We start from the raw sequence: 26,171 nt of genomic DNA on the forward strand, positions 1-26,171 counted from the left end.
GGACTGATGCCCAGGATCTCCGCGCCCACCGTCGGCGCGCACCGCGAGGCGCAACGCGCCGCCCTGGTGCGCGCCGCGGAGGACATCCTCAGGGAGGGCGGTGTCGCGGGCATCAACCCGCGAACGGTCACCGAGCGCGCCGGCATGTCGCGGTCGAGTTTCTACGACTACTTCCCGTCGAAGGACGACCTGCTCGTCGCGGTGGCCATCGACGCCTTCGATCGCTGGAACCGTGGGATCGCGGACGCCCTGGCGGAGGCCGACCCGGGCCTGCCGAGGCTGCGCGCCCTCGTCGACGCGACGATGCAGATGACCGCGGCCGGCGAGCACGAGCTCGCCGGACCGCTGCAGCAGGCGGACCTGTCGCCCACCCGGTTCGAGGACCTCATGGTGCTGCACGACGCGCTGATGCGTCCGGTGGCGGACGTGGTCGCCGAGCTCGGCGTGCCGGAGCGGTTCGTCCACCTCGTCCAGGGCGTGCTCGGCGCGGGCGTCCAGCTCGTGGAGCACGGGGCCGACGCGATCCGCACCGCCGAGGACGTCTTCGCGATGCTCACCGCGGGCCTGCCCGGCGCCTGAGCGCTGGGAGCGTGGTGACACACTGTCAGTATCTTCCCGACAAGGTGTCGGGATCTCTGACTCCGAGGATCTGCATGTTCCTGGCCCTGCGAGAGCTGCGGTTCGCCCGCGGCCGATTCGCCCTGATGGGCACGGTGATCGCCCTGATCTCCGTGCTCGTCGTCCTGTTGTCCGGACTGTCGTCCGGCCTCGTCAACGACGGCGTCTCCGGCCTGAAGGCCATGCCCGTCACCGCGTTCGCGTTCGACGAGGGCACGATGAAGGACAACGCGTTCAGCCGATCGGTGCTCGAGGAGGACCAGCTCGCCCCGTGGCGCGACGCCGAGGGCGTGCAGGCCGCCGAACCGATGGGCGTCAGCATCGTCAACAGCACGACCGACGACGGCAAGCAGGTCGACCTGACGCTGTTCGGCGTCGACACGGACGGCTTCATCGCCCCGAAGACGTCCTCGGGCGAGGGCCTCGACCGTGCGGACGGCATCGTCGTCTCCGAGACGCTGAAGGACGACGGCGTCGCCATCGGCACCGTCGTCACCCTGGACCGCATCGACGTCGAGCTCACGGTCGTGGGCTTCACCGAGGGCCAGGCCACGTTCGGCCACGTCGACGTCGCCTACCTGCCGCTCGAGACCTGGCAGCTGATCGCGTCGAACACCGCCCAGCCCGGGGTGCCCACCGACGCCACGGTGGCCGCCGCCGACTACTCGCTCTTCAGCGCGGTCGCCGTGCAGGCGAAGGACGACGCGGACGTCGACCTCGCCGCCGCCGACGAGGCCGCCGGCACGACGAGCATGACGCTGACCGAGTCGTTCAACGCGTCGCCCGGCTACGAGGCCGAGACGCTGACGCTGAGCATGATCCAGGTCTTCCTCTACGTGATCTGCGCGCTCGTCGTGGGTGCCTTCTTCACCGTGTGGACGATCCAGCGCGCCGGCGACCTCGCCGTGCTGCGCGCCATGGGCGCCTCGAGCCGCTACCTGTTGCGCGACAGCCTCGCGCAGGCCGTCGTCGTCCTGCTCGTCTTCACGGGCATCGGCGTGGCCGCCGGCGTCGCGATGGGCGCGATCATGCCCGACGCCATGCCGTTCGAGCTGGAGGCCGGCCCGATCGCGACCGCCTCCGTCCTGACCATCGTGCTCGGGTTGCTGGGCGCCGCCGTCGCGGTGCTGCGCATCACCCGGGTCGATCCCCTCGCCGCGCTGGGAGGCCGTCGATGAACACCGAGAACACACCTGCCCTGGAGATCGTCGACGCGACACTCGAGCTGGGCGACGGCGACTCGCGGGTCCGCGCCCTCGACGCCGTGTCGCTGACCGTCCGCGCGGGCGAGTTCGTCGCCATCGTCGGGCCCTCGGGCTCGGGCAAGTCCTCGCTGCTGGCCGTGGCCGGCGCGCTGTCGAACCCCGACTCCGGCTCCGTCCGGGTGCACGGCACCGACCTGAGCACCCTGTCGAAGGGCGCCTCGGCGAAGTTCCGGCTCGAGAACATCGGCTTCGTCTTCCAGTCCGGCAACCTGCTGCCGGCCCTGACCGCCGCCGACCAGCTGCGCCTCGCGGGCCGCCTCGCGGGGAACCGCAAGGTCGACGCCGAGTCCGTGCTCGACTCCGTGGGCATGGCTCACCGGGCGAAGAACCGTCCCGGCCACCTCTCCGGTGGCGAGCGCCAGCGTGTGGGCATCGCCCGCGCCCTGGTGAACGCGCCCAGCCTGCTGCTGGTCGACGAGCCCACCGCCGCGCTCGACCGGGCGCGCAGCCACGAGGTCGTCCAGCTGCTGGCGGACCAGGCGCGTGAGCAGAACGTCGCCGTCGTCATGGTCACGCACGACCACGACGTGCTGGAGCACTGCGACCGCGTGCTGGAGATGGTGGACGGGTCTCTGGGCGCCGTCAGGACAGCCTGAGCCGCATCACGACGCGCGGGAACCCGTTGAGGACCGACGTGGTGTCGGCGACCTTCTCGAAGCCGGCCTGCTCGAACATGGCCCGGGTGCCCACGTAGGCCATCGTGAGGTCGACCTTCGCGCCCGCGTTGTCGACGGGGTAGGCCTCGACGGCGGGAGCGCCCTCGGCGCGCGCGTGCTCGACGGCGCCGGTGATGAGGTGGTGGGCGATGCCCTGGCCGCGGTGCCCGGGACGGACGCGCACGCACCACAGGCTCCAGGCGTCGAGGGTGTCGACGTGCGGGATCTTGCGGCTCGTGGCGAAGCTCGTGTCGGCGCGGGGGTGGATGGCCGCCCAGCCGACCACCTCGTCGCCCGCGTACGCCAGCACCCCGGGGGGACCCTGCCGCATGAGCTCGCGGACGTACTCGCCCCGTGCCTCGCGCCGGAGCTCGCGGTTGACCGTGCCGGGCACGCGATAGCTGAGGCACCAACACACGTCGGAGTCGGGACGCTTGGGCCCGAGCATCGTGCGCACGTCCTCGAACTCGGTCGCGGCGCGTACCTCGATGGTCATGATCGAGATCCGATCAGATGACGGGCACGTTGGCCAGAGCCGCCTGCAGGTCCTCGTCGGACAGCGGATCGTCCTCGAGTCGGCCGTTCAGGTAGGAGTCGTAGGCGCCGAGCTCGAGCAGGCCGTGGCCGGACAGGCCGACGACGATGACCGGTTCGGTGCCGTTCTCCGTGGCCTCGATCGCGGCACGCCGAGCCTGGGCCAGCGCGTGCGACGACTCGGGCGCCGGGACGATGCCCTCGGTGCGGGCGAACTCGATCGCGCTGTCGAAGCACTCGCTCTGGTCGAGGGCCACGGCGTCGATCAGGCCCTCGTGCACGGCGTGCGACACCAGCGGCGCCATCGCGTGGTAGCGGAGGCCGCCGGCGTGGATCGGCGAGGGCACGAAGTCGTGACCGAGCGTGTACATCTTCATCAGCGGGGTCATGCCGCCCGTGTCGCCGAAGTCGTAGCAATACTCGCCGCGGGTGAGGGTGGGGCACGACGAGGGCTCGACCGCGAGGATCTGCGGCGACTGGTTGCCGGCGAGCTTCTCGCGCAGGAAGGGGAACGCCAGGCCGGCGAAGTTCGATCCTCCTCCAGCGCAACCGACGACCAGGTCGGCACCGGACTCGCCGGCCATCGCGAGCTGCTTGAGCGCTTCCTCGCCGATGATCGTCTGGTGCAGCAGGACGTGGTTCAGGACGGAGCCGAGCGCGTACTGGATCGTCTCGTCCTGGGCGGCGACCTCGACTGCCTCGGTGATCGCGATGCCCAGGGACCCGGTGTGGTCCTCGGGCAGGGAGCGACCGAACGCGGTGAGCCGACTGGGCGAACGGTGCACCTTGCCGCCGAAGACCTCGATCAGGGTGCGGCGTTGCGGCTTGGAGTCGAACGAGGCGCCCACCTGCCACACCTCGCACTCGAGTCCGAAGAGCGAGCAGGCGTACGCCAGCGCCGTGCCCCACTGTCCCGCGCCCGTCTCGGTGGTCAGGCGGGTGATGCCGTTGATGGCGTTGTAGTAGACCTGCGGCACCGAGGTGTTGGTCTTGTGCGAGCCGGCGGGCGAGACGCCCTCGTACTTGTAGTAGATCCGGGCCGAGGTGCCGAGCTTCTGCTCCCAGCGGCGGGCCCGCACGAGCGGCGACGGACGGTACTGGCGGTACACGTCGCGGACGGGCTCGGGGATCTCGACGTAGCGCTCGGAGGTGACCTCCTGGGCGATCAGCTCGGGCGGGAACAGCGCAGCCAGGTCGTCCGGACCCACGGGCTCGTGCGTCGCGGGGTGCAGCGGCGGCGGCGGGGGCGTCGGGAAGTCCGGGACGATGTTGTACCAGTGCGTGGGCATGTCGGACTCGGACAACACGAACCTGATCTGATCGGTCACGCGGCGAGCCTAGCCGGGCAGGCGGGTGCCTCAGGCGGGAACGGGACGGTAGACGACGGGGGTGCCGACGGCGTAGCACTCGACGAACTGCACCGGTGGCCGGAGGCTGCGGCGGTCGAGGTGGTCGTGCGACTTCATGTTGTGGTGCTTGCGACACAGGGATCGCAGGTTGTCGGCCGAGGTGGTGCCGCCCCGGTCGTAGGCCAGCTCATGATCCAGGTCGGTGTCGCGGATGTCGGCCTGGCAGCCGGCGACCCGGCAGGTGCCGTCGCGCCACCTCAGCGCCTCGCGCAGGGACTCGCTGGGGTGGTACCCCAGCTTCGTCGTGTCCATGACGTTGCCGAAGGGATCGAGGCCCAGGCGGCGGAACAGGGTGTGCTCGCTGGCGGCCAGCTCGCGCGCCCACGCCGCCGGGATCGGCTCGCGGTGGCCGCGCGTGAAGGCGGCGCCGTGAGTGAGCCCGATCAGGTCGGTGGAGTCGATGGTGATCGCGATCTCGGCGCGGATGTCGGTCTGGGTGCCCTCGCTGCAGGTGAGCCAGTGCGCGAGGAGGTCGGCCTTCTTCTGCTCACGCGTGCGACGGTCGCGCTCGCCCGTGTCGGGGTCGGTCTTCGGCAGCGCCTTGGCGGCGGCGCGCAGGCGGTTGCCGACGGCGACCGCGACGCCGGTGGGCAGCAGGGCGCTGAGCCACGAGGTGCCGTCGTCGTTGTGCGAGATCTCGACGTGGCGCTGCTCCGTGGCGTGGGCGGCATCGTCGTTGAGCTTCTCGGGCTCGAGCCGGGCACGCAGCCGCTTGAGCCACGCGCGCAGCTCGCCCGGGGTGTGCCCGGATCCGTACTCGGCGGCGTTCTGGTCGACGGCCTCGAGGGCCTTGGGCGTGTGCAGCTTGGCGACCATGTCGGCGATGAGGCCGACGCGACGTGCGTCGAGGACTCCGTCGCGGAAGGCGACCCACACGGCGGGCGTGCGATCGCGGACCTCCTCGCCCTGCACGATGATCCGCCAGACCGAGTTCTCGGGAATGCGCAGGCGCTGGGCGATCTCCAGCGTGACGGCCCGCCGAGCGAGCTCCTTGCTGAGCAGCACGTCGTCGGTGGCGTCGATCCGGGCGATCTCGCGCTCACGGTGGGTGAGCACGAGATCCCATTCCGCGAACTCGGCCCGCGCCCGCCTGCGCCGGGCCTCGGCGAAGGCGTCGTCGGCGATCGGGCTCATGTCATCAGCGTAGAACAGGTGTTCGAAGAAGCACCGAAACAAGCGAGTGTTCTCGCTACGTGAGACGGACGCCCTGTCGACGCGAGGCGGGCACGATCGCCGCGATGATCGGCAGGGTCAGCACGGCGGCCACGGCGGTCAGGGTGCCGAAGTTCCAGACCGCGACGACGAGCCCGGCCAGCAGTCCGCCCGCCGCACCGGCGAGGTTCATCGTGAGGTCGCTGAAGCCCTGCACGAGCGGCCGCACCGTCGGATCGACGCTGCGGGTGAGCAGCGCCGCACCCGCGATGACGGACATCGACCAGCCGATGCCCAGCAGGATCAGGCCGATGGTGATCTGGACGTTGGAGTGCCCGGCGGTGCCGGCGATGCCACAGGCCGCGATGAGCACCGCCTGGCCGAGCAGGATGGTCGGCTCCGCGCCCCAGCGGTCGGTCATCCAGCCGAACAGCGGCGACAGCGCGAACATGCCGGCGATGTGCAGGCTGATCGTCAGCCCGATCACCGAGAGGGCCGCGTCGTGGCCGGACATGTGCACCGGCGTCAACGCCATGACGGCCACCATGACCGCGTGGGAGAGCGCCATCGTGCCGATCGCGAGAGCCGTGGCGCCGCGGACGTGGGGGAGCGCGGCGCGGGTGCGCGGCGGGGGTGGGGCCGAGGCGTCGCGTCGCTCGAGCGGGTCGGGCCGCAGCATCAGCCAGGTGAGGAGGCCGGCGACGGTGAAGGCGACGCCCGAGAACACCTGTGGACCCGCGAGCTCGGGGATGCCCAGGGCCCGCGCCGTGGCGGCTCCCGGGCCGGTCAGGTTGGGTCCGGCGACGGAGCCGATGGTGGTGGCCCAGATGACGAGCGAGATCGACCGGCCCACCTCGTCGGGCTCCGCTCGGTCGGCCGCGGCGAACCGCGACTGCAGGTTGGCGGCCGTGCTTCCCCCGAACAGCAGGAACCCGAGCAGCAGCAGCGGCAGCGAGCTCCACTCGGCACCGGCGACGACCGCGAGGGCGCCGAGTGCGCCTCCGAGCCAGCCCGTCGTCAGCGCCGGCCGACGACCGCGGTGCACCGCGAAGTTGGACAGGGGCACGGTGAACAGGGCCGCTCCGAGCGTCGTCGCGACGACAGTGAGCCCGGCCCAGCCGGCAGAGCCGGTGACGTCCTCGATCAGGAGGGCACCGACGGCGAGGCCCGCCCCGTTGCCGATGCCGCCGACCACCTGGACGAGCGCCAGGGTGCCGACGGTGCGGCGCTGGAAGCCCCAGCCCACCTCAGGCCCAGATCGTCACACGCTCGGCGGGATCGAGCCACAGCTCGTCCTGCTCGGCGACGCCGAACGCCTCGTAGAACGCGTCGATGTTGCGCACGACCTGGTTGCAGCGGAACTCCGGCGGCGAGTGCGGGTCGACGGTGAGACGGCGGATGGTCTCGGCCGGACGCACCTTGCCCTGCCAGGCCCGCGCCCACGCCAGGAAGAAGCGCTGGTCGGGGGAGAGTCCGTCGATCGTCTCCGCGGGCTTGTCCTGCTGGGCGAGCTTGAACGCCAGATGGGCGATGCCGAGTCCACCGAGATCGCCGATGTTCTCGCCGATCGTGAGCGCGCCGTTGACCGTCTGGCCGTCGGCGTTCTCAGGGCTGAGGTCGTCGTACTGGCCGATGATCTTCGCGGCGAGGGCGTCGAACGCGGCGCGGTCGTCGTCGGTCCACCAGTTGCTGAGCGCGCCGGTGCCGTCGTACTGCGAGCCCTGGTCGTCGAAGCCGTGGCCGATCTCGTGGCCGATGACCGACCCGATCGCGCCGTAGTTGACGGCGTCGTCGGCCTGCGCGTCGAAGAACGGCGGCTGGAGGATGGCGGCCGGGAAGACGATCTCGTTCATCGTCGGGTTGTAGTAGGCGTTGACCGTCTGCGGGGTCATGTACCACTCGTCGCGGTCGATCGGCTGGCCGATCTTGGCCAGCTCGCGGTCCATCGCGACCGACTGCGCGCGGCGGGCGTTGCCGACCAGGTCGGCGGGATCGGTCTCGAGGGCGGAGTAGTCCCGGAAGTTCTCGGGGTGCCCGATCTTCGGGGTGAAGGAGTCGAGCTTGGCCAGCGCGCGCTGCTTGGTCTCGTCGCTCATCCACGACAGCTCGCGGATGCTGATCCGGTAGGCCTCCAGGAGGTTGGCGATGAGCTCCTCCATGCGGGCCTTGGCCTCGGCCGGGTACTCGGTGCGGACGTAGATCTTGCCCACGGCCTCGCCCATCGAGCCCTCGACGAAGCCGATGCCGCGCTTCCAGCGGGGACGCAGCTCGTCGGTGCCCTGCAGCGTCTTGCCGTAGAAGTCGAAGTTGGCGGTGACGAACTCGTCCGAGAGGTAGGGGGCGGCCGCGTGGACGAGCTGCCAGCGCAACCAGTCCTGCCACGCGGGGAGGAGGTCGTCGGTGAGCAGCGTCTGCATGCCCTCGAGGTAGGACGGCTGCGACACGACGGCCTCGGCCAGGACGGCCTCGTCGATGTCGGCGGCCGCGGCCCACGCCTTCCAGTCGAACGCGGGCACCAGGGCGCTGAGCTCGTCGAAGGACTTCAGGTTGTAGGTCTTCTGGGCGTCGCGGCTGGCGACGCGGTCCCAGTGGTGCGACGCGATGCGGGTCTCGAGGTCGAGGACGCGGTCGGCGCGCGTGCCGCGGTCGTCGAAGCCGGCGAGGTCGAGCATGGTGCCGACGTGATCGCGGTAGGCGTCGCGGATGGGCGCGAACTGGTCCTCGCGGTAGTACGACTCGTCGGGGAGGCTGATGCCGGCCTGGACGACGTGCGTGACGTAGCGGTCGGGGTTGCCGCGGTCGGGCGCGATGTAGAGGCCGGCGATGCTGTTGACGCCGGAGCGCTCCAGCTCGCCGATCGTGCGGACGAGTGCGGGCACCGAGTCGATCGCGTCGATGCGGGCGAGGTCGTCGGCCAGGGGCGTGGCGCCGAGCCGCTCGATGCGCTCGGTGTCCATGAAGCTCGTGTAGAGGTCGCCGATCTTGCGCTCCTCGTCGCCCTCGGGCTCGTCGGCGCAGCGCTCGACGATCGTGCGGACGAGCTCCTCGGCCTCGTCGACCAGGTCGATGAACCCGCCGGCCGTCGCCCGATCGGGCTTGATCGGGGCGGACTGCAGCCACGGTCCGTTCACGTGGCGGAACAGGTCGTCCTGGGGACGGATCTGCGGGTCGAAGGTCGTGGGATCGAGGCCGTTGCTCACGCGGTTAGGCTACACAGCGTGGCTCAGAAGACCGAGGTTCAATTGACCGTCCTCCGCACGGAGGATCTGGCCCCTCGGCTCCGGCGGGTGGTTCTGGGCGGACCGGCGTTCGACGAGTACCTCGCGCACCACCTCGACTCGACCGACACGTACGTGAAGCTCGTCTTCGACACGGCCGACGGCGAGGTCAAGCGGACCTACACGGTGCGCTGGGTCGACGCCGAGGCCCGCGAGCTGGCGATCGACTTCGTCACCCACGGCACCGAGGGCCTCGCCGGACCGTGGGCAGCGTCGGCGAAGCCGGGCGACACGCTGCGATTCGTCGGACCCGGCGGCGCCTACCGCCCCGATCCGACGGCCGACCACCAGCTCTTCGTGGGCGACGAATCGGCGCTGCCGGCGATCGCCGCCTCGGTCGCCGTGCTCGAGTCCGGAGCGAAGGCGACCGCGTTCCTCGAGGTCGACGGTCCGGGGCACGAGATCGACCTGCCGACCGCGGGCGACCTCACCGTCCACTGGCTGCACCGCGACGGCGTGGCGCCGGGCTCGACGGCGCTGCTCGACCAGGCGGTGCGCTCGTGGACGTGGCCCGCGGGTCGCGTGCAGGCGTTCGTGCACGGGGAGTCGGCGCTGTTGAAGACGGTGCGCCCGTACCTGATGGACGGCCGCGTGGCCCGCGGCGACATCTCGGTCTCGGCCTATTGGCGCTGCGGCGTGACCGAGGAGGGCTTCCGCGACTGGAAGCGCCAGCAGCAGGACGCGGTCATCCGCCCGTCCCGCTGAGTTGCACGTTCGGCCATCTCGAAGCGGCGTGTCGCGGGCGATACGTGCAACTCAGCGGTGCCGGAGGGACGGGTAACCTCGGCGGGTGACCGAATTGCGCAACGTCGCCGTGATCCTCGCCGGCGGAACCGGCACCCGGGTCGGGTTGGCCATCCCCAAGCAGCTCATCAAGATCGCCGGCAAGACGATCCTCGAGCACACGATCTCCGTGTTCCAGGCGGCCGAGGCGGTCGACGAGATCATCATCCTGATGACGCCGGGGTACCTCGATCCGGTGCACGCGATCGTCCGCGACGGCGCGTATCCGAAGGTCACGCAGGTACTCGAGGGCGGCGCGACGCGCAACGAGACCACGAGCCTGGCGCTGAAGGCGCTCGGCGAGGACGAGTGCAACGTGCTCTTCCACGACGCGGTGCGCCCGCTGGTGTCGCAGAAGATCATCACCGACGTCGTCGAGGCGCTCGGCACCTACGAGGCCGTCGACACCGCGATCCCGTCGGCCGACACGGTGGTGCAGGTGCACGACGAGCGCGGGGGAGACCTCGACACGATCTCGGACGTGCTGCGCCGCGACCTGCTGCGCCGCGGCCAGACCCCGCAGGCCTTCCGCGCCTCGGTGATCCGCGACGCGTACGAGAAGGCGTGGCAGGACCCCGACTTCACCGCGACCGACGACTGCACCGTGGTGCTGCGCTACCGCCCCGACGTGCCGATCGCGGTCGTGCAGGGTCACGAGCGGAACATGAAGGTCACCGAGCCGATCGACGTCTACATCGCCGACAAGCTGTTCCAGCTGGCGTCCGCCGAGGAGCCGGAGGCGCTCGACGACGACCAGTACCGCGCCGCGCTCGAGGGCAAGACCATGGTCGTGTTCGGCGGCTCGTACGGGATCGGTGGCGACATCGCGAAGCTGGCCGAGTCGTACGGCGCGCACGTGCACGCGTTCTCGCGCTCGTCCACCGGCACGCACGTCGACCGTCGCGAGGACGTGGCCGAGGCCGCGCGCGAGGTCGTGGCGAAGGCCGGCAAGGTCGACTACGTCGTGAACACGGCCGGCATCCTGCCGATCGGCGACCTCGCCGACACGTCGGAGGAGACCATCTGGTCGGCCACCGAGATCAACTACCTCGCGCCGATCTTCATCGCGCAGGAGTTCCGGCCGCTGCTGGCCGAGTCGAACGGCTCGCTGCTGCTGTTCACGTCGTCGTCGTACACGCGCGGCCGCAAGGGCTACTCGCTGTACTCGTCGGCGAAGGCCGCGACGGTCAACCTGACCCAAGCGCTGGCCGACGAGTGGGCCGGTCAGGTGCGGGTCAACTGCGTCAATCCCGAGCGCACCGGCACCCCGATGCGCACGAAGGCCTTCGGCGAGGAGCCCGAGGGCACGCTGCTGTCGTCGGAGGAGGTGGCGCGCCGCTCGCTCGACGTGCTGCTCGCCGACATGACCGGCCACGTCATCGACATCCGTCGCGAGGGTGGCCCCGCGGCCATCGGCGGGGGTCACTGACCCAGCGGGAAGCTCCGGTCGCTGACGAACCTGCGCTCGGAGCCGTCCACGGGATCAGTGAAGGCCAGCTCGCTCGCGAGCAGCTGGAGCGGATGTGAGAAGTCGTCGATCGAGACGTCGGTGACGTCGGGGTAGAGCGGGTCGCCGACGATCGGTGCGCCGAGCCCGGCAAGGTGCATGCGCAGCTGGTGCGTGCGGCCGGTCCTGGGGTGCAGCTCGTAGACCGCCAGGTCGCCGACGCGCGTCACCATCTCGATGCGGGTCTCGGCGTTGACCGGCGCGTCGGGGACGACCTCGGCGCGGAGGGCTCCACGGTCCTTGCGCAGGTGGTTGCGGACGACGACGGGTGACTCGAGCGCTTCCTGCCACGGGGCGAGGGCCCGGTAGGTCTTGCTGACCCGCCGATGCTCGAACAGCGTCTGGTACGGCCCACGCCAGCGACGCTCGGTGGCCAGCAGGAGGACACCGGAGGTGACGCGGTCGAGCCGGTGCAGGGGTGTGAGCTCGGGCAGGTCGAGCTCGGCGCGCAGGCGCACGACGACGCTCTGGAGGACGTGCTTGCCGCGAGGGATCGTCGAGAGGAACGGAGGCTTGTCGACGACGATGATGCGCTCGTCGCGGTGCAGCAGGTGGATCTCGCCGGGCACCTCGACCTCGTCGCGCAGGTCGCGGTGGAACCAGACGAAGGTGTGTGGCGCGTAGGGGTCGTCGACGCGCACGGGGGACAGGTCGTCGTAGACGAAGCGCTCGTCGGCGAGCATCCGGTGGACGTCGGCGTGGACGGCCATCTCGTGCTCGAGCCACGCGCTCATGGTCGGCCACGGCGGGCCCTGGGGATCCCGGTCGGGGGTGCGCAGCCACGCCGACTGCAGGCCGTGGCGCGGCGGCAGCGGGGAACGAGGCGGCATCGCCCGAGTTTAGGCGCCGCACCGATAGCGTGGCGCCATGCCTCAAGTCACGGTGGAAGCGTGGGTGCCCGTCCCGCCCGACACCGCGTTCGCCGTCTCGCAGACCACCGGCGAGATCCGGATGCGGTGGGACCCGTTCATCCGGGAGCAGCACCTGATCGACGCCGACGTGCCGGCGAAGGGTGTGCGCACGCACACGCGCGCCCGCGTGGGGCCGCGGATGGTGTCGGAGTACGTCTCGTACCGGCCGCCGACGTCCGTCGGCATGACGATGGTGAAGGGGCCGTGGTTCTTCGCCTCGTTCGGCGGCGGCTGGCGATTCGTGCCCGACGTCCGCGACGGTCGCGAGGGCACACGCGCGGTGTGGAAGTACACGTACTCGGTGCGCCCGTCGTGGCTGAAGTTCGTCGCCGAGCCGATCGGCAAGTGGCTGCTGGGCCGCGAGATCCGCGCGCGGATCGCCGCTTGGGCGCGGGCGTGTGAGGATCCGGTCGTCCTCGACTCGCTCTGAGGTTCCTCCCTGCGGGGATGAATTCACCGTTTCGCCGAGGGCTCGGCCGCTCGCGGGATACCGTGGAACCGGCTTCGCGCGCCTGCAAGGGGTCTGTGTCTCGGGAAAGAACTCCACATGATCCGAACGTCCGGTCGAACCCTTGTCGCGCTTCTCGCCGCGACCGCACTTCTCCTTGGACTGACCGGCCTGACACCCGCCCAGGCCGCGGACACGGGAAGCATCTCGGGCGTGGTCCTGGCGCCGAACGGGAAGCCGCTCACCAGCGCTGACGCGTCCATCACGTTGAGGCGCGGGACAACCGTGGCCGGCGGGACGGTGTGGGGTCTGGTCGAAACCGTGCCGTCCTTCGACAGCGAAGGGCGGTACATGTTCAGGAACCTTGAGGCGGGGACGTATCGCGTCGAGGTCCGGGTGAACGGCGATTCGGCGGGCGCCGGAGTCGAATGGAAGTCGCCCGCGGTAACCCTCACGCCAGGGCGAGTCGTGACCGGCGTGGACACTGCTTTGGACTGGGAGATCAGGGTCGCTGGTGCTGTCAAGATGCCTGACGGCCGACCGCTTTCGGAACATTCCGGGTTGTGGTTGTCGGTGTCGATTGAGCGCCTGGGGCGGGGAGGAGTCTGGATCGCCGAAGCCTCAACATCGCTCCACGACTCCGCGCGCGGCGCTTATTCGTTCGAAGGGGTCCGGACCGGCACGTATCGGGTGGTCGTCGCTCCCGTTCGCGGCTACGCCAAGACCGTTTCTCGCGAATTCACGCTAAGCCTCGGAGAGGTCAAGACCGGATTCGACGTCAACCTGGTGGTTGGCGCGAGTCTCCAGGGATCGATCGTTGCGCCGGAGAAGCTCGACTCGACTGAGGGGGGCTTAGGACCTGACGAATGGCTGGACAGGAATCATCTTTTCGTCTGCCTTGTCGACGAGGTCGGGCAAGGCTGCGAGAACAAGGCATTCCTTTACGGCGAAGAGACGAGCTTTAGTCTCACGGGTTTGACCGCAGGGACGTACTACCTTGCCGTCGGAACGAGCAATCGGAACTTCGCCGCGATGTCGTATTCGTCGGAGATCACTTTGTCGCACGGACAAGTGGTAGCTGGAGTGGATGTTCCCTTGGCGCGTGGGGCGGAGGCGTCGGGAACCATCACCGGCGTGGAGTGGGTTCCCACTGTCGTTGCCCAGAGGCTCTCACCCACTTGGAGCGAGACTGGCGGCGGACTGGAATGGGCCGTTGGGGATGTGCGTCGGGCGACGGTTTCCGGTTCCACGTTCAAGGTCTCCGGGCTCTCAGCTGGCACTTATGTCCTGGTGGGCCAATCCGGGAACCGCGCGAAGACGTACTCAGCACCATTTGTCGTGAAGGCTGGAGAGACCAACGCCGGACAACGGTTGGACTTCGTGCCCTCAGGATCGGTCGATGTGTCGATCGTGGGGCCGGGCGGTAGCCCGCTCAATGACGAGGATTTCGCTCGAACTCCCGAGATGAGCGCGGTCTTGGAGCGGAAGGTGACGGTCGACGGCGAATCGCGGTGGCTGAACCACAACGAATGGCCGTTCAACTACATGGTTGACGGCACCCGTGAACTGCTCGCGTGGAAAGAACCCCACCTCTACGGGAGCGGTCCTCGAACGGCGAACTTCCGCTTGGACGACCTAGGTCCAGGAACCTATCGACTCAGCGCCTACGCGGGTGAACTGCTGGGAGCGGTCCACTTCACGTTGGGAACGGCGACGAAGGCCGACCTCCAGATTGAATGGGGCAAGGACGGCGAGCTGTCAGTCCCCAACGCGCTGGTGAACGAAGTCCCGCCCAAGATCGCAGGGCAGCCGGTGATTGGGGAGACCTTGAGAGCGACCAACGGGTCGTGGAATGTCCCGGAAGCCTCAGTTGACTTGGGATGGTTGCGTGACGGACGGGTTGTCGGGCACGGCTCGTCCTACAAGCTGACGGCCGCGGACATGGGCAGCAGAATCTCGGTCGAGGCGGTGGCTACCGAGAGTGAATACCTGTGGGCGAAGGCGCGATCGCCTCAAGTCGGTCCGGTGAGGAGCGCCGAGGTCAAGGTCAAGCCCGCAGCGAAGAAGGCCGCGACCCTCAAGGTCAAGGCAAAAGCCGGCAGGAAGAAGGCGACGGTCGCGGTGACGATCCGCGCTGCGGGTGTTCGGGCCTCGAAGATCGACGGCAAGGTCACGATCTACCTCAAGGGCAAGAAGCTCCGAACCGTGAAGGTGAAGAACGGCAAGGCCAAGCTTGGGATCACCCGGCAGAAGAAGGGCAAGCGAACGTACAAGGTTCGCTACTCCGGTAACTCGCTCGTCAAACCTGGCGCGAAATCCTTGAAGATCAGGATCAGGTAGGCATCGCCGTGCGGGTGGGCACGCGAGGATCGGTTCGTCCTCGACTCGCTCTGACTCCTAGTCTCAGGGCATGACGAGCGATGGAGTGGCCATCGCCAGGGACGTGCTGGACCGCCTGGAGGCAGGCGTCGCCGCCCGCGACCTCGCAGCTCTGACCGACCTGTTCGCCGACGAGGCGGTGCTGTTTGGCACGGCGCGAGCGAACTTCGAGCCCGACGAGGTGGGCGACTACCTGCGGCTGGTGGTGGAGGCGGGGTCGGTCCGCTGGTTCCTCGACCGCTGGTCGGTCATCCACCATGACGGTGACCAGCTGTTGGTGGCCGCCTCGGGCGAGGTCGAGACCGACGCCGGGGACGGCCCTGAGCGATCGGACTTCCGGCTCTCGCTGTGGCTGCTGCACGTGGGCGACACCTGGAAGATCAGTCACTTCCACGGCTCCGTCCCGGAGGCCTGACCGGGCTGAGGGTGGTCTGACGGTCCCTTCCGAGCGAAGATCGGACGATGAAGGGCGTCGACCTCATCGGGGTGCCGTTCGACGGGTACGGCCGGACTGGACACCAGTCCGCGGCCTCGCGCGTGCTGCGGGAGGCGGGCCTGGCCGCGGCCCTCACGAACCGTGACGTGACGGACCTCGGCGACCTCGAGCTCCCTGCGCCAGATCCGCAACGGGGGCGGACGACGTCGCTGATCAACGAAGCGGCGCTCGAGGCGATGGCCGAGGCGCTCGGGCATGCGGTGGTTCGTAGCGTCAGCTCCGACCGGTTCCCGCTCGTGCACGGCGGCGACTGCACCACCCTCCTCGGCACGATTCCGGCGCTGCGGGAGGACGGACCGGTCGGCCTGCTCTTCGTCGACGGCCACGAGGACACGATGCCGTTGGACGTCTCCGAGGACGGGGAGGCCGCGAACACGGAGATCGGACTGCTTCTCGGGCTGACGGGACGCCTGCTGGCCGGTCCGCTGGCGGACCGCGTGGGCGTGCTCGCCGATCACGAACTCGCCGTGGGGCCACGGGACGAGACCTGGCGCCGGCAGTTCAACGTTGGGTCCCTCGGTGAGCGGGGCGTGTTCCTCCGCGACTGGCGCCGGGCTGCCGAAGCGCCCGAGGAGTCCGCCCGCGAGGCCGTGCGCCACCTGCCGGAGTACGTGGATCGGTGGTGGCTGCACGTGGACCTCGACGTCCTCGACCCCGAGGAGTTCGGCGCGCAGGGGGTGCCGGGTGGTGAGAACGAGCCGAACGGCCTGACCTGGCGCCAGCTCACCCGGCTGCTGGTCGCGGCGGTCGGTGAGGGCGGGTGCCTGGGCTGGAGCGTGGCGATCTACGACCCCGAGCTCGACCCGTCGCGCGGTGATGCCCGCCGCATCGTCGACCTCGTCCGCGACGTGACGCCCTCGTTGCCGTGAGGCCGCACCGTCAGGACCAGCCGTTGGTGCTCGACTATCCGTTCTCCGGGCGGTGGCTGGCACGCAACAGTCCCGCGCGGCGCGTGCCGAGCCACGGGACGCACCTGATGGGCACGACCTACGCCATCGACTTCGTCCCGGTCGACGAGCGTGGCCGCTCGGCCCCGTGGAGCTGGCGGACCGCGTTGGCGACGGAGCCGCCCGAGTCGTTCGCCGGCTTCGGTCGACCGATCCTCGCGCCGTGTGCCGGGCGCGTGGTCGTCGCCCACGACGGTGAGCCGGACCATGAGGCCCGACGGTCGCAACTGACGCTCGTGCCGTACGCCCTGGGACAGGCGAGGCGGATCCGCAGCGGCCCTCCCGCGATCGCCGGGAACCACGTGGTGATCGAGGTCGAGGACGGCGGTGCGTTCGTGCTGCTGGCCCACCTGCGCGAGGGCTCGGTGTCGGTCCCTGTCGGCGACGTGGTCGGGATCGGGACGGTGGTCGGCGCCTGCGGCAACTCCGGGAACAGCACGCGGCCGCACGTGCACGTCCAGGCGACGGACAGCACCGACTGGCAGCGGACGCGGGGACTGCCGATCGCCTTCCGGGAGCCCGGCGGGGCGAGGCTGCCGGGGGAGTCGGAGATCGTCACGATCTGAGTTCGCCCTGTCGTCCCAGCCGGTTCCGGGCGTACCCTCCGAGGATGGGCGCTGATGAGCTGTTGCCGCCGTTCCCCGACGGCGCGTTCGAGCGCGTGCTGTGCGTCGTGGCCCACCCGGACGACGTCGAGTACGGCACGTCGTCGGCCGTGGCGCGATGGACGAGCGAGGGCGTGGACGTCGCCTACCTGCTGTTGACCCGAGGCGAGGCCGGCATGGACGCCGTGCACCCGACGGAGACCGCCGAGCTGCGTCAGCGCGAGCAGATCGCGGGCTCTCAGGCCGTCGGCGTCTCGCAGGTGGACTTCCTCGACTACCCGGACGGGGTGCTGGAGTACTCCTTGGCGATGCGGCGCGACATCGCCATGGCGATCCGGCGCTTCCGGCCCGACGCGGTGGTGGTGGGCTCGTGGGAGATCGAGTTCGTGGCCGGGCTGAACCAGGCCGACCACCGCGTCGCAGGCCTGGCCGCGCTGGATGCGCTGCGCGACGCCGGGAACCGGTGGGTCTTTCCCGAGCTGCTCCGGGAGGGCCTGGAGCCATGGTCGCCGCGGTGGCTCCTCGTGTCGGGCGACTCGCGACCGACCCACGGTGTGGACGTCACCGGCGACCCGCTGGAGCGGGGGATCGCCTCACTCGAGGCCCACGAGCAGTACCTGGCCGGGATCGAGGGGCACCCGCCGGTTCGTCCGATGATCACGGGCATCACCGCCATGCAGGGGCGCCGGATGGGAGTCGACCACGCCGTGCTGTTCCGGGCCTTCGACTTCCATGCGCCGCCGCCCATCGCCCGCGAGGCGATGGAGCTGGGCGGCCTCGATGACTGAGGCGCGGACGAGTCGCAAGAAGGCCGTCGTCGACGTCTTCCAGAAGTACGTGGCGAACCCGGTCGTGAAGCTGATCGCAGGGCGCGTCCCCGGAGCTCCCGTCCTGCTCGAGGTCACCGGTCGCAAGACTGGCCAGCCCCGCCGCAATCCCGTGGGTGGCCAGCTGGTCGGCGATTCGTTCTGGCTGGTCTCCGAGCACGGGCTCCGCTCGCAGTACGTCAAGAACCTGGTGGCTCAGCCGAAGGTCCGCGTGCGGATGCGGGGTCGGTGGCGCGACGGCATCGCGCACGTGCTGCCGGACGACGACCCTCAGGCACGACTGCGAGCGCTTCGGGGCGTCAACAGCGCTGCGGTCCGTGCCCTCGGGACGAACCTGCTCACCATCCGCATCGACCTCACGGCGTAGCTCGCGAGGTGGCGCCGAACGGCGTCGTCAGTTCTCCTTCAGCGCGAAGGTGGCGAGCGCGTGCACGAGTGACTTCCCGTCCTGCTTCACCTCGGCCTCGCAGATGGTGAGCCGGTCGCCGCGCTTGCGCACGGTGGCCGTGACGGTGAGCGGACCCGGCTTGCCGGGGCGGAGGTAGGTCACGGTGAGCTGACTGGTGGCGGGCGTCTCGTCGTCCACGACGCTGAGGATGGCCGCCCCCATCGTCGTGTCGACCAAGGTGGCGAGCAGTCCGCCGTGAACGGTGCCGGCGTCGTTGAGGTGCCGGTCGTCGGCATCCATCGTCAACGTCGCGTGCCCGTCGTCGGCCTGGGGGAGTGGGGCCCCGATGGTCGTGAGGAAGTTGTGGTCGGTGTCAGTCACCTGGGGTCTGTACCCACGGGCACCGTGCCGATGCGCCCGCGACAGACATCGTGAGTGGTGACCTCGGCGCGATCCGGCACTAGCGTGAAACGCATGCCCATCAAGCTGGAGAACGTCGCGATCGCGGTGCGCGACCTCGAGGCCACGATCGCGTTCTTCACCGACCTGGGACTCACCGTGCTCGGACGCGACGAAGTCCAGGGGGAGTGGACCGACACGGCCGTCGGGCTCGACGGCAACCACGCCAAGATCGCGATGCTGCAGACGCCGGACGGGCACGGCCGGCTGGAGCTGTTCGAGTACCTCCACCCCGAGGCGATCGAGACCGAGCCGACCCAGCCGAACGAGATCGGCATGCACCGGGTGGCGTTCTCGGTGGACGACATCGACGCGGCGCTCGAGATCGCCGCGCGGCACGGGTGCCACCCGCTGCGGGGCGTCGCGACCTACGAGGACATCTACCGGCTCACCTACGTGCGCGGTCCCAGCGGCATCATCGTCATGCTCGCCGAGGAGCTCCAGAAGGGCTGACGAGGGGACCTCAGTCGAAGAGCTCGCCCAGCCAGTGGCTCTTCTTCTTGCTGCGGTACCGGTCGCGGTCGCGATCGTCGTAGCGGCGGTCGCGGTCGTCGTAGGACGGGCGCGTGTCGCGGACCGGCGCTGCCGGGTGAGCGACCGAGCGGGACACCTCGGCCTCGGCGCGCTCGAGGATCTTGTCGAGCTCACCTCGGTCGAGCCACACGCCACGGCACTCGGGGCAGTAGTCGATCTCCACGCCGGAGCGCTCACTCATCACCAGGGTCGTCGCGTCGTTCGGGCACTTCATGGGGATCCTCCTGGGCCGGGATGGTTGCGCCCAGCGTAGGACCCACGCCAACCCGATCCTTCTGATCACCGCACTCCCGGTGACGGGAGGCGTGCGGAGGCTTACCGTCGGAGCATGTGCAGAAACATCCGGGTGCTCCACAACTTCGAGCCCGCCACCACCGACGACGAGGTGCGCGAGGCGGCGCTGCAGTTCGTGCGGAAGGTCAGCGGGTCGACCCGGCCGTCGCAGGCCAACGCCGAGGCGTTCGACCGGGCCGTCGACGAGATCGCCCACGCCACCCGCCACCTGCTCGACGACCTCGTCACGAAGGCGCCGCCGAAGAGCCGCGAACAGGAGGCCGTCAAGGGCCGCGAGCGGCACGAGAAGCGGATGGAGCGCGAGGTCCGCAACCGCACCGCCGCTACCGCAGGCGCTTGATCGTCTCTCCCTTGAAGAAGCCGGGGTGGCGGACGCGCATCACGACCATGATGACGGCGCCGAGCAGCAGCACCCCGACGCCGAGGATGAAGACGGTGCCCACGCCCGCGACGCTCGAGCCGGATCCGTAGTCGGGGTCCATCGAGTCGCGCGCGGTGCTGACCAGCATCACGATCAGGATCACGCCGCCCACGAGTGGCGCCAGCAGCTTGAGGAGGAAGCTGCGCACCGAGGAGAACGCCTCGCGCCGGAAGTACCAGACGCAGGCCAGTGCGGTGACGCCGTAGTAGAAGCAGATCATCAGGCCGAGCGCGGTGATCGTGTCCCACAGGGCGTTCTCGCTCAACAGCCGCGTGACCACGTAGAACGCCCCCGAGACCGCGCCGGCGACGATGGTGGCCACCGACGGCGACATGAAGCGGGGCGAGATCCTCGACAGGCTCGGCGGCAGCGCCTTGTAGTAGCTCATGGCCAGCATCGTGCGAGCCGGCGAGACCAGCGTCGACTGCAGCGAGGCGGCCGAGGACGACAGGATCGCCAGCGACATCAGGATCGCGAAGGGTCCCATGATCGGCTCGGCCAGGACGGCGAACATCGACTCCTGGTTGTCGGGGTTGCCCGCGCCGAGTCCGGTCGTGCCCACGCCGGCGTACGCGATGACCGCCAGCGAGCAGATCATGTAGATCCCCATGATGACCAGGACGGTCAGCGTCGCCGCGCGCCCCGGGACCTTCTCGGGGTTCGTCGTCTCCTCGTTCATGGTCAGCGTGACGTCCCAGCCCCAGAAGATGAAGATCGACAGGGAGATGCCGGCGGCGAAGGCGCTGAACGACGAGACCTCCAGCGGGTTGAACCAGTCGAGCGAGACCGGGGTGGCGTCGAAGGCCGTGCCGTTGTTCACGTGGAAGAACGCCGAGACCGCGAACCAGGTCAGGACGACGAGCTGGAACGTCACGAGGACGTACTGGAAGGACTTGGTGGCCTCCATGCCGCGGTAGGAGATCCAGCACGCGACGCCGAGGAACACCAGCGTGGTGGGGATGTTCACCCACAGGTTGGTGGTGAGGTCGGCGATCCCGTCGTTGCCCGTCATCTGGGCGATCAGCAGGTAGAAGAAGTCGACGGCGACCGCGGCCAGGTTCGACAGCACGATGATGGTCGCGGCGACGAGGCCCCAGCCGCCCATCCAGCCGATCCACGGCCCGAAGGCGCGCGTGGCCCACGTGAACGAGGTGCCGGAGTCGGGCATCGCGCGGTTCAGCTCGCGATAGCCGAGGGCGACCAGGAGCATCGGCAGGAACCCGGCGATGAAGACGGCCGGGAGTTGGGTGCCGACCTCGGCCACCGTGGGGCCGAGCGCGGCGGTGAGCGTGTACGCCGGGGCGATGCAGGAGATGCCGATGACGACCGCGCCGAGGACCCCGACGGTGCCCTTGCTGAGGCCCTTCTCGCTCAAGCCGGACTCGGGCACGGCCGGACGATCTGCTCGAACACTCATGTCGGGGTTCCTTCGTTCCGAGCCGATGCGGGCTTGTAGCTCTTGGGCACGACCACCAGGGGAACCGGCAGGGTGCGCAGCATCCGCTGGGCGGTGGGGCCGAGGAACAGCCGACGCTTGCGAGCGAGCCGGCTCGAGCCGACGACGGCGACCTCGCCCGGCAGCCACGCGAGGTCGCTGATCGCCTCGTCGAGGCTGCCGCCCGACGCCACCGTGACGTCGGCGTCGATGCCGAGCTCGGTGACGAGGCCGGCCACCGCCGCTTGCGTCGACTCCACCGCCTGGTGCAGGGCCCAGCCGCTGGGCAGGTCGTCCTGGGCGAGCAGCGAGACGACCCGCAGCGGCAGGTCCTGGGCCGCGGCGGCCTCGGCGCCGGCGCGGACCACCGCCTTGTGCCCCGCCCGGTTGCCGACGAGCACCGTGACACGGCTGAGTCGACCCGCGGCCGCCTCGAGCGAGGCGACGGCCTCGGGGGAGCCCATCGCGACGGGGACGGGCGACGAGTGCAGGAGGGCGCTGGCGACCGAGCCGGGGGCGAAGAAGCCCGCGACGTGGCGCTTGCGCCCGCCCAGGACGATCACCTGGGCGCCGGTCTCCTGCGCCAACGCGATGAGTCCCTCGGCGGGGGAGGAGACCGCCCGGGCCAGCACTCGGGCCGTGAGCCCGTCCGGGACCAGCGCGAGGGCCTCGTCCGCCCACGCGGCGACCGTCTCGGCGAGGATCGACGAGTACCCGTGGTCGCCGCCGGGGTACACCGCTGAGAACGGGGTGTGCTCCGGCAGGACGATGGCCAGGTCCAGGTGGGCCCCGGGGCCTCCCAGCGCGGCCGCCAGCGCGATGGCCTCGGCTCCGCGGCCGTCAGCGGTGTACCCGACGAGGCAGCGCATGGTCAGGCGTCCTGCAGGTTCAGCGTGCCGAACGGCGAGACGACGCCGTCGTAGTCGGGGTCGGGCTCGGTGCCGTCCAGTGCAGCGACGATCCGCGCCGCGTTCCGGCGTCCCATCCGGACCGCGCCGTCGACGTGCTGGTAGCCCTCGCCGGCCAGGTCGGAGGACGAGAAGTGGATCGGGCCGACGTTCTTGTTCTGGTCGGGGCCGAAGCGGTGCAGCCCGCCCAGGTCGTAGCTGGTGGCGTAGGCGCCGCGGGTCCACTCCTCGGCGGCGAAGTCCGACTCGTAGTAGACGACCGGCTCGAGCGCCCGGTCGCCCAGGAACGCCGCGATGTCCTGCAGCACGACGGCCTTGCGCTTCTCGGGCGCCAGGTCGAACATCGCGTCGGCGTGCTCGTCGGAGATGAAGCCGACGATCGTGCCCGTGGACTCGCCGTGGTACGTGTTGTCGTAGACCTCGTGCACGACGTTCGACGGCGCGAAGCCGGTGCCGGAGAGGCCCTCCTCGCGCCAGAACGGGCTCGCGTAGACGGCGTGGATCTTGATGACGAGGCCCATCGACTGGTGCTGGTGCGTCACGTGCTGGCGGCGCGGGAGCGGCGGGTCGTACGAGATGCGCGAGTAGAGGTTCGGCGGGACCGCGATGACGACCTTCTTCGCATGGACCGTCACGTCCGACCCGTGGGCGACGACGCCCTCGTCCGACCACTCGAGCCGCAGCACGGGGTTGTTCAGGAACACGTCGTCGCCGAGGCGCTCGGCCACGGCGAGCGACACGCCCTGCATGGTGCCGACGATGCGCCGGTCGAGGATGAAGTCCTCGTCGACGAGGTTCGAGAACGACCCTGCGGAGGCCGCCATCAGCAGCGCCTGGAGCGCCGAGAAGGCGTAGGCCGGCTTGGTCAGCATGCCGCCGGCGATGAACGGCGCGACGTTGGTGCAGGCGACCTCGTCCTGCGTGATGGTGCGCAGCCAGTCGTGGAACGAGATCCGGTCGAGCTCGGCGGCCCGCGGGTGCTCCCACGGGGCGTCCGGGTCGACCTGGGCCGCCAGTTCGTCCATCGCCGCGATGATCTTGTCCATCTCGGCGTTCGTGGCGTCCGAGACGGGGAAGTCGTCGCCGGTGTAGACGGTGCGGGAGCCGTCCTCGGCGATGTACACGGACGCGCCGTCCTTGTGGCGCTCGAACGTCTCGAGGCCCAGCTCCTCGATCAGCGAGTAGAGGCCGGTCTGGTCGGGGGAGATCCACTGACCGCCGATCTCGATGGTCGCGCCGTCCATGGTCTGGCTCCAGGTGCGGCCGCCGACGCGGTCGCGCGCCTCGAGGACGGCCACCGTCTTGCCGGCCTTGCGCAACTCGTAGGCGGCGGTGAGGCCCGACGGGCCGGCTCCGATGACGACGACGTCACGATCGAGAACTCGCATGGTGTCTGCTTCCTGGGATTAAATGAATGTCGTTCATTTACTGCTCGGATGCGATAGTAGTCCACGAGACGCACGTCACGCCAGCCCTCAGGAGACCTCGTGAGTCATCCCGCTCCCGTTCCGCCGACCCGGCGTCGCGCCGGACGGCCGGCGTCGGGCGTGCTCGACCGCGCCCTCATCGCCCGGGCCGCGCTGGATCTCGTGACCGACCAGGGCTACTCCAAGCTCACGATGTCGGCCGTCGCATCGTCGCTCGGCGTCTCGCCGTCGGCCCTGTACAACCACGTGGGCTCCAAGCAGGAGCTGCTGCAGTGGGTGCAGGAGATCGTGATGGACGACGTCGATCATTCGTGGTTCGCCACGCATCCGCTCGACGAGGCCCTCGTGCGCTGGGCGCACACCTACCGGGACGTCTTCGCCGACCACGCCCCGTTGATCCCGCTCATCGCGGTGCTGCCGGTCTCGGACTCGCCGCGCCTGCTGGAGATGTACGAGGCCGTCACCGGGGGATTCGTGCGTGCGGGCTGGCCACCGGAGTCGATCGTTCCCGCGATCGTCGCGCTGGAGTCGTTCATCTTCGGGTCCGCCCTCGACGCGACGGCGCCCGCGGACATCTTCGATCCCGGTGAGCATGCCGGGACCGTGCCCCGGTTCGAGGACGCCCTGGCCGCCCAGCGGGCGACGGGTGCGGACAACGCCGACGCCGCCTTCGCCGTCGGGCTGCAGGCCATGGTCGCGGGCTTGCTCGCCAGTCGGGTGTGAGCAGTCGCACCCACGTCATCGGGATGCCGGTGGGGCTGTTGTGGCGTTGAAGCAACCATGAGCGATCTCCTGCACCTGTCTGCCGAAGCCCAGAACCTGCTGTTCCGCGAGGCGCGCACGGCGAACTCCTTCACGGACGAGCCCGTCACCGAGGCGCAGGTCGAGGCGATCCAGGACCTCGTCAAGTACGGCCCCACCGCGATGAACAGCCAGCCGCTGCGCGTCATCCTCGTCCGCAGCGACGACGCCCGCGCGCGCCTGCTCAAGCACATGGCCGACGGCAACCGCGACAAGACCGGCTCCGCCCCGCTGGTGGCCGTCCTCGCCGCCGACACGAACTTCAACGAGCACCTGCCGCAGGTCTTCCCGATCGCCGAGGGCGCCAAGGACTGGTTCCCCGACGCCGAGGCGCGCGAGGCGATGGCTCGCCTCAACTCCGGGCTGCAGATCGGCTACTTCATCCTGGGCGTCCGCGCCGCCGGCCTGGCCGCCGGGCCGATGACGGGCTTCGACGCCGAGGGCCTCGACGATGACCTCCTCGCCGGCACCGGCTTGAAGTCCATGGTCGTGGTCAACATCGGCCGACCCGCCGAGAACGCGTGGTTCGACCGCCTGCCGCGCCTCGAGCACGAGCAGGTCGTCACCACCCTCTGAGCCCGGCCGCTACCCCTGCGGGGGAGCGTCCACCGCGTGCGTCCCGTGCCCGCGTCGAGTCACCTCGGCGCGGGCACGGTCGATTCCGCCGTGCTCCAGCGCGGCGACGTTCGACTCGCCCTCCCACACGACCGTGCCTCGACGGCGCACGGTGACGTGCATGGAGGCGCCGAGGTGCTCGATCGCGCCGGGCACGTTGCGGCGCTCGCGAGGGAGGGGCACCGGCAGGACGTGGGCGCTGGCGAGGCTGCCGGCTCCCTCGACCTCGATGCTCCACCGGGCGCTGCGGCCGCGCAGGGACCACCGCTCGTCCGTGACGTCGGCGTGCACCGGTGACACGACGGGGTCGCCCAGCCGGACGAGCCGCCCGCCCGGCAGCAGCACGACCAGCGCCGTCACCGTGGTGCGCAGCGGCCCCGCCGTGACCTCGCCCCCGGCGAACGCGACGCACACCGACGGGTCGGCGAAACCCTGGGCCTGACCCCACCACCAGGAGTCGGGGAACCCGCCCTTGCCCCAGTTCTTCTCGCCGTAGACCGACCAGCCGTCGAGGTCCCACGTCTCGTTCCCGACGACCGCCCGGCCGTGCGCGGAGCCGCCTAGCAGCCACGGGTGCCAGTACTGGTTCAGCGCAGGCACGGACTGGAAGACGCTCGAGCCACCGACGCTGCGACGCGGCCACGGCACCGCGTCCCGGACCTCGACGTCGATCCGGGCATCGGCACCGAGGTCGACGTGCAGGGTGTCCGAGGTGCCGACGAACGCGGAGCCGGAGGTGACGCCGAACCGGGTCTCGTCGGCGTGCCCGGCGGGGTGCACAGTGGTGCGCAGGAAGCCGCTCGGGTGAGCCGCGACACCGAGCGTCGACCACCTGCCGTCGTCCGCGCGGTTGATCCCGTCGAGGGCGATCACGACCCGGCCGGTCGCCGGGTCGGTGAACCGCCAGAAGTAGCCCTCCATCGCGACGCCGTGGGCCGGCAGCGGGTCGCCGAACGGGCGATCGGCGCCACTGCCCCGGTACGCGTGGCGGACGGAGTCGACGGCGCGGCGCAAGGGCGAGGTCATTTCCGCACTATGGCAGAGGAGGGACGCTGTCGCCCGGGTGCAGGAGGC

Annotated in this window: 28 protein-coding genes; 16 read left to right on the forward strand and 12 right to left on the reverse strand. The window is 70.1% G+C overall.

Annotated elements, in window-relative coordinates; translation table 11 throughout:
- The first annotated feature begins 6 nt into the window (after positions 1–6).
- From AFL01nite_RS10290 to AFL01nite_RS10300, 3 genes are all read left to right on the forward strand, one after another.
- Positions 7–579, forward strand: a complete 573-nt coding sequence (locus AFL01nite_RS10290; protein WP_146827590.1) for a TetR/AcrR family transcriptional regulator — start codon at positions 7–9, stop codon at positions 577–579.
- A gap of 74 nt (positions 580–653) precedes the next feature.
- Positions 654–1,796: an ABC transporter permease gene (locus tag AFL01nite_RS10295; RefSeq protein ID WP_146827591.1), complete on the forward strand. Its 1,143-nt coding sequence runs from the start codon at positions 654–656 to the stop codon at positions 1,794–1,796.
- Positions 1,793–2,479, forward strand: a complete 687-nt coding sequence (locus tag AFL01nite_RS10300; RefSeq protein WP_146827592.1) for an ABC transporter ATP-binding protein — start codon at positions 1,793–1,795, stop codon at positions 2,477–2,479. Before AFL01nite_RS10295 ends, AFL01nite_RS10300 begins: the two co-directional genes overlap by 4 nt.
- On the opposite strand, the gene AFL01nite_RS10305 is transcribed toward AFL01nite_RS10300, so the two are convergent.
- Genes AFL01nite_RS10305 through AFL01nite_RS10325 form a run of 5 tightly spaced genes read right to left on the reverse strand, consistent with a single transcriptional unit; the run spans position 2,466 to position 8,834 of the window.
- A complete protein-coding gene (locus AFL01nite_RS10305) occupies positions 2,466–3,035 on the reverse strand; it encodes a GNAT family N-acetyltransferase (protein ID WP_146827593.1) in 570 nt (189 codons plus the stop codon). The two genes, AFL01nite_RS10300 and AFL01nite_RS10305, sit on opposite strands and share 14 nt — an antisense overlap.
- Positions 3,036–3,048: 13 nt before the next feature.
- Positions 3,049–4,401: a TrpB-like pyridoxal phosphate-dependent enzyme gene (locus tag AFL01nite_RS10310; protein ID WP_146827594.1), complete on the reverse strand. Its 1,353-nt coding sequence runs from the start codon at positions 4,399–4,401 to the stop codon at positions 3,049–3,051.
- 30 nt (positions 4,402–4,431) lie between these two features.
- Positions 4,432–5,616 (reverse strand): HNH endonuclease, encoded by a 1,185-nt coding sequence (locus AFL01nite_RS10315; protein ID WP_146827595.1) that lies wholly within the window; start codon positions 5,614–5,616, stop codon positions 4,432–4,434.
- 55 nt (positions 5,617–5,671) lie between these two features.
- Positions 5,672–6,880 carry an MFS transporter gene (locus AFL01nite_RS10320; protein ID WP_146827596.1) on the reverse strand — a complete coding sequence of 403 codons (1,209 nt, stop codon included), beginning with the start codon at positions 6,878–6,880 and terminating at the stop codon, positions 5,672–5,674.
- Position 6,881: 1 nt separating this feature from the next.
- A complete protein-coding gene (locus AFL01nite_RS10325; RefSeq protein WP_146827597.1) occupies positions 6,882–8,834 on the reverse strand; it encodes a M13 family metallopeptidase in 1,953 nt (650 codons plus the stop codon).
- Positions 8,835–8,852: 18 nt separating this feature from the next.
- Here AFL01nite_RS10325 and AFL01nite_RS10330 point away from each other — a divergent pair, with 18 nt between their 5' ends.
- Together AFL01nite_RS10330 and AFL01nite_RS10335 are read left to right on the forward strand one after the other, a co-directional pair.
- Positions 8,853–9,617 carry a siderophore-interacting protein gene (locus AFL01nite_RS10330; protein WP_222593488.1) on the forward strand — a complete coding sequence of 255 codons (765 nt, stop codon included), beginning with the start codon at positions 8,853–8,855 and terminating at the stop codon, positions 9,615–9,617.
- An 85-nt stretch (positions 9,618–9,702) separates the two neighbouring features.
- Positions 9,703–11,124 (forward strand): bifunctional cytidylyltransferase/SDR family oxidoreductase, encoded by a 1,422-nt coding sequence (locus tag AFL01nite_RS10335; RefSeq protein WP_146827598.1) that lies wholly within the window; start codon positions 9,703–9,705, stop codon positions 11,122–11,124.
- Here AFL01nite_RS10335 and AFL01nite_RS10340 read toward each other — a convergent pair.
- Positions 11,118–12,032 carry a pseudouridine synthase gene (locus AFL01nite_RS10340; RefSeq protein ID WP_146827599.1) on the reverse strand — a complete coding sequence of 305 codons (915 nt, stop codon included), beginning with the start codon at positions 12,030–12,032 and terminating at the stop codon, positions 11,118–11,120. The genes AFL01nite_RS10335 and AFL01nite_RS10340 overlap by 7 nt on opposite strands.
- A gap of 37 nt (positions 12,033–12,069) precedes the next feature.
- Between AFL01nite_RS10340 and AFL01nite_RS10345 the strand changes: the two genes are divergently transcribed.
- The 7 genes from AFL01nite_RS10345 (at position 12,070) to AFL01nite_RS10375 (ending at position 18,182) form a co-directional block, all read left to right on the forward strand.
- Positions 12,070–12,543: an SRPBCC family protein gene (locus tag AFL01nite_RS10345; RefSeq protein WP_146827600.1), complete on the forward strand. Its 474-nt coding sequence runs from the start codon at positions 12,070–12,072 to the stop codon at positions 12,541–12,543.
- A 117-nt stretch (positions 12,544–12,660) separates the two neighbouring features.
- Positions 12,661–14,901: a carboxypeptidase-like regulatory domain-containing protein gene (locus AFL01nite_RS10350; RefSeq protein ID WP_146827601.1), complete on the forward strand. Its 2,241-nt coding sequence runs from the start codon at positions 12,661–12,663 to the stop codon at positions 14,899–14,901.
- A gap of 70 nt (positions 14,902–14,971) precedes the next feature.
- The gene (locus AFL01nite_RS10355; RefSeq protein WP_146827602.1) at positions 14,972–15,355 is read left to right on the forward strand and encodes a nuclear transport factor 2 family protein; all 384 of its coding nucleotides are present in this window, start codon (positions 14,972–14,974) and stop codon (positions 15,353–15,355) included.
- 47 nt (positions 15,356–15,402) lie between these two features.
- On the forward strand, positions 15,403–16,305 hold the full coding sequence (locus AFL01nite_RS10360; protein WP_146827603.1) for an arginase family protein: 903 nt from the start codon (positions 15,403–15,405) through the stop codon (positions 16,303–16,305).
- Complete coding sequence (locus AFL01nite_RS10365; protein WP_246119677.1) at positions 16,302–16,949, forward strand: M23 family metallopeptidase; 648 nt, start codon at positions 16,302–16,304, stop codon at positions 16,947–16,949. The genes AFL01nite_RS10360 and AFL01nite_RS10365 overlap by 4 nt, the downstream gene beginning before the upstream one ends.
- A 44-nt stretch (positions 16,950–16,993) precedes the next feature.
- Positions 16,994–17,776, forward strand: a complete 783-nt coding sequence (locus tag AFL01nite_RS10370) for a PIG-L deacetylase family protein (protein ID WP_146827604.1) — start codon at positions 16,994–16,996, stop codon at positions 17,774–17,776.
- Entirely contained in the window at positions 17,769–18,182 is a 414-nt protein-coding gene (locus AFL01nite_RS10375; RefSeq protein ID WP_146827605.1) for a nitroreductase/quinone reductase family protein, read from the forward strand. Before AFL01nite_RS10370 ends, AFL01nite_RS10375 begins: the two co-directional genes overlap by 8 nt.
- A 27-nt stretch (positions 18,183–18,209) precedes the next feature.
- Here AFL01nite_RS10375 and AFL01nite_RS10380 read toward each other — a convergent pair whose 3' ends face one another.
- Positions 18,210–18,584 (reverse strand): PaaI family thioesterase, encoded by a 375-nt coding sequence (locus AFL01nite_RS10380; protein WP_146827606.1) that lies wholly within the window; start codon positions 18,582–18,584, stop codon positions 18,210–18,212.
- A 93-nt stretch (positions 18,585–18,677) separates the two neighbouring features.
- Between AFL01nite_RS10380 and AFL01nite_RS10385 the strand changes: the two genes are divergently transcribed.
- Positions 18,678–19,115, forward strand: coding sequence for a VOC family protein (locus AFL01nite_RS10385; protein ID WP_146827607.1), 438 nt, complete (start codon positions 18,678–18,680; stop codon positions 19,113–19,115).
- 10 nt (positions 19,116–19,125) lie between these two features.
- Here the strand turns inward: AFL01nite_RS10385 and AFL01nite_RS10390 are convergent, their stop codons facing one another.
- Positions 19,126–19,410, reverse strand: coding sequence for a TFIIB-type zinc ribbon-containing protein (locus AFL01nite_RS10390; protein ID WP_146827608.1), 285 nt, complete (start codon positions 19,408–19,410; stop codon positions 19,126–19,128).
- Between the two features lie 114 nt (positions 19,411–19,524).
- On the opposite strand from AFL01nite_RS10390, the gene AFL01nite_RS10395 reads away from it, so the two are divergent.
- The gene (locus AFL01nite_RS10395; protein ID WP_146827609.1) at positions 19,525–19,830 is read left to right on the forward strand and encodes a DUF2277 domain-containing protein; all 306 of its coding nucleotides are present in this window, start codon (positions 19,525–19,527) and stop codon (positions 19,828–19,830) included.
- On the opposite strand, the gene AFL01nite_RS10400 is transcribed toward AFL01nite_RS10395, so the two are convergent.
- The 3 genes from AFL01nite_RS10400 to AFL01nite_RS10410 are packed head-to-tail and all read right to left on the reverse strand — an operon-like array spanning position 19,814 to position 23,642.
- On the reverse strand, positions 19,814–21,328 hold the full coding sequence (locus tag AFL01nite_RS10400; RefSeq protein ID WP_146827610.1) for an APC family permease: 1,515 nt from the start codon (positions 21,326–21,328) through the stop codon (positions 19,814–19,816). The genes AFL01nite_RS10395 and AFL01nite_RS10400 overlap by 17 nt on opposite strands.
- Complete coding sequence (locus AFL01nite_RS10405; RefSeq protein WP_146827611.1) at positions 21,325–22,215, reverse strand: universal stress protein; 891 nt, start codon at positions 22,213–22,215, stop codon at positions 21,325–21,327. Before AFL01nite_RS10405 ends, AFL01nite_RS10400 begins: the two co-directional genes overlap by 4 nt.
- Before the next feature lie 2 nt (positions 22,216–22,217).
- Entirely contained in the window at positions 22,218–23,642 is a 1,425-nt protein-coding gene (locus AFL01nite_RS10410) for a flavin monoamine oxidase family protein (RefSeq protein WP_146827612.1), read from the reverse strand.
- A gap of 99 nt (positions 23,643–23,741) precedes the next feature.
- On the opposite strand from AFL01nite_RS10410, the gene AFL01nite_RS10415 reads away from it, so the two are divergent.
- Entirely contained in the window at positions 23,742–24,404 is a 663-nt protein-coding gene (locus tag AFL01nite_RS10415) for a TetR/AcrR family transcriptional regulator (protein WP_146827613.1), read from the forward strand.
- A gap of 57 nt (positions 24,405–24,461) precedes the next feature.
- Entirely contained in the window at positions 24,462–25,058 is a 597-nt protein-coding gene (locus AFL01nite_RS10420) for a malonic semialdehyde reductase (protein WP_146827614.1), read from the forward strand.
- Between the two features lie 9 nt (positions 25,059–25,067).
- Here the strand turns inward: AFL01nite_RS10420 and AFL01nite_RS10425 are convergent, their stop codons facing one another.
- On the reverse strand, positions 25,068–26,123 hold the full coding sequence (locus AFL01nite_RS10425) for a tocopherol cyclase family protein (protein WP_146827615.1): 1,056 nt from the start codon (positions 26,121–26,123) through the stop codon (positions 25,068–25,070).
- Positions 26,124–26,171: the final 48 nt, after the last annotated feature.

This window comes from Aeromicrobium flavum (genome assembly GCF_007992115.1).
GTDB classification, from domain to species: Bacteria; Actinomycetota; Actinomycetes; order Propionibacteriales; family Nocardioidaceae; genus Aeromicrobium; species Aeromicrobium flavum.

What these genes read in the sequence shown, in the direction of transcription:
- AFL01nite_RS10290 (WP_146827590.1), top strand. Translation starts at nt 7, where the DNA reads ATGCCCAGGATCTCCGCGCCCACCGTCGGCGCGCACCGCGAGGCGCAA.
- AFL01nite_RS10295 (WP_146827591.1), top strand. Translation starts at nt 654, where the DNA reads ATGTTCCTGGCCCTGCGAGAGCTGCGGTTCGCCCGCGGCCGATTCGCC.
- AFL01nite_RS10300 (WP_146827592.1), top strand. Translation starts at nt 1,793, where the DNA reads ATGAACACCGAGAACACACCTGCCCTGGAGATCGTCGACGCGACACTC.
- AFL01nite_RS10305 (WP_146827593.1), bottom strand. Translation starts at nt 3,035, where the DNA reads ATGACCATCGAGGTACGCGCCGCGACCGAGTTCGAGGACGTGCGCACG.
- AFL01nite_RS10315 (WP_146827595.1), bottom strand. Translation starts at nt 5,616, where the DNA reads ATGAGCCCGATCGCCGACGACGCCTTCGCCGAGGCCCGGCGCAGGCGG.
- AFL01nite_RS10340 (WP_146827599.1), bottom strand. Translation starts at nt 12,032, where the DNA reads ATGCCGCCTCGTTCCCCGCTGCCGCCGCGCCACGGCCTGCAGTCGGCG.
- AFL01nite_RS10345 (WP_146827600.1), top strand. Translation starts at nt 12,070, where the DNA reads ATGCCTCAAGTCACGGTGGAAGCGTGGGTGCCCGTCCCGCCCGACACC.
- AFL01nite_RS10350 (WP_146827601.1), top strand. Translation starts at nt 12,661, where the DNA reads ATGATCCGAACGTCCGGTCGAACCCTTGTCGCGCTTCTCGCCGCGACC.
- AFL01nite_RS10355 (WP_146827602.1), top strand. Translation starts at nt 14,972, where the DNA reads ATGACGAGCGATGGAGTGGCCATCGCCAGGGACGTGCTGGACCGCCTG.
- AFL01nite_RS10360 (WP_146827603.1), top strand. Translation starts at nt 15,403, where the DNA reads ATGAAGGGCGTCGACCTCATCGGGGTGCCGTTCGACGGGTACGGCCGG.
- AFL01nite_RS10370 (WP_146827604.1), top strand. Translation starts at nt 16,994, where the DNA reads ATGGGCGCTGATGAGCTGTTGCCGCCGTTCCCCGACGGCGCGTTCGAG.
- AFL01nite_RS10375 (WP_146827605.1), top strand. Translation starts at nt 17,769, where the DNA reads ATGACTGAGGCGCGGACGAGTCGCAAGAAGGCCGTCGTCGACGTCTTC.
- AFL01nite_RS10385 (WP_146827607.1), top strand. Translation starts at nt 18,678, where the DNA reads ATGCCCATCAAGCTGGAGAACGTCGCGATCGCGGTGCGCGACCTCGAG.
- AFL01nite_RS10390 (WP_146827608.1), bottom strand. Translation starts at nt 19,410, where the DNA reads ATGAAGTGCCCGAACGACGCGACGACCCTGGTGATGAGTGAGCGCTCC.
- AFL01nite_RS10395 (WP_146827609.1), top strand. Translation starts at nt 19,525, where the DNA reads ATGTGCAGAAACATCCGGGTGCTCCACAACTTCGAGCCCGCCACCACC.
- AFL01nite_RS10400 (WP_146827610.1), bottom strand. Translation starts at nt 21,328, where the DNA reads ATGAGTGTTCGAGCAGATCGTCCGGCCGTGCCCGAGTCCGGCTTGAGC.
- AFL01nite_RS10405 (WP_146827611.1), bottom strand. Translation starts at nt 22,215, where the DNA reads ATGCGCTGCCTCGTCGGGTACACCGCTGACGGCCGCGGAGCCGAGGCC.
- AFL01nite_RS10410 (WP_146827612.1), bottom strand. Translation starts at nt 23,642, where the DNA reads ATGCGAGTTCTCGATCGTGACGTCGTCGTCATCGGAGCCGGCCCGTCG.
- AFL01nite_RS10420 (WP_146827614.1), top strand. Translation starts at nt 24,462, where the DNA reads ATGAGCGATCTCCTGCACCTGTCTGCCGAAGCCCAGAACCTGCTGTTC.
- AFL01nite_RS10425 (WP_146827615.1), bottom strand. Translation starts at nt 26,123, where the DNA reads ATGACCTCGCCCTTGCGCCGCGCCGTCGACTCCGTCCGCCACGCGTAC.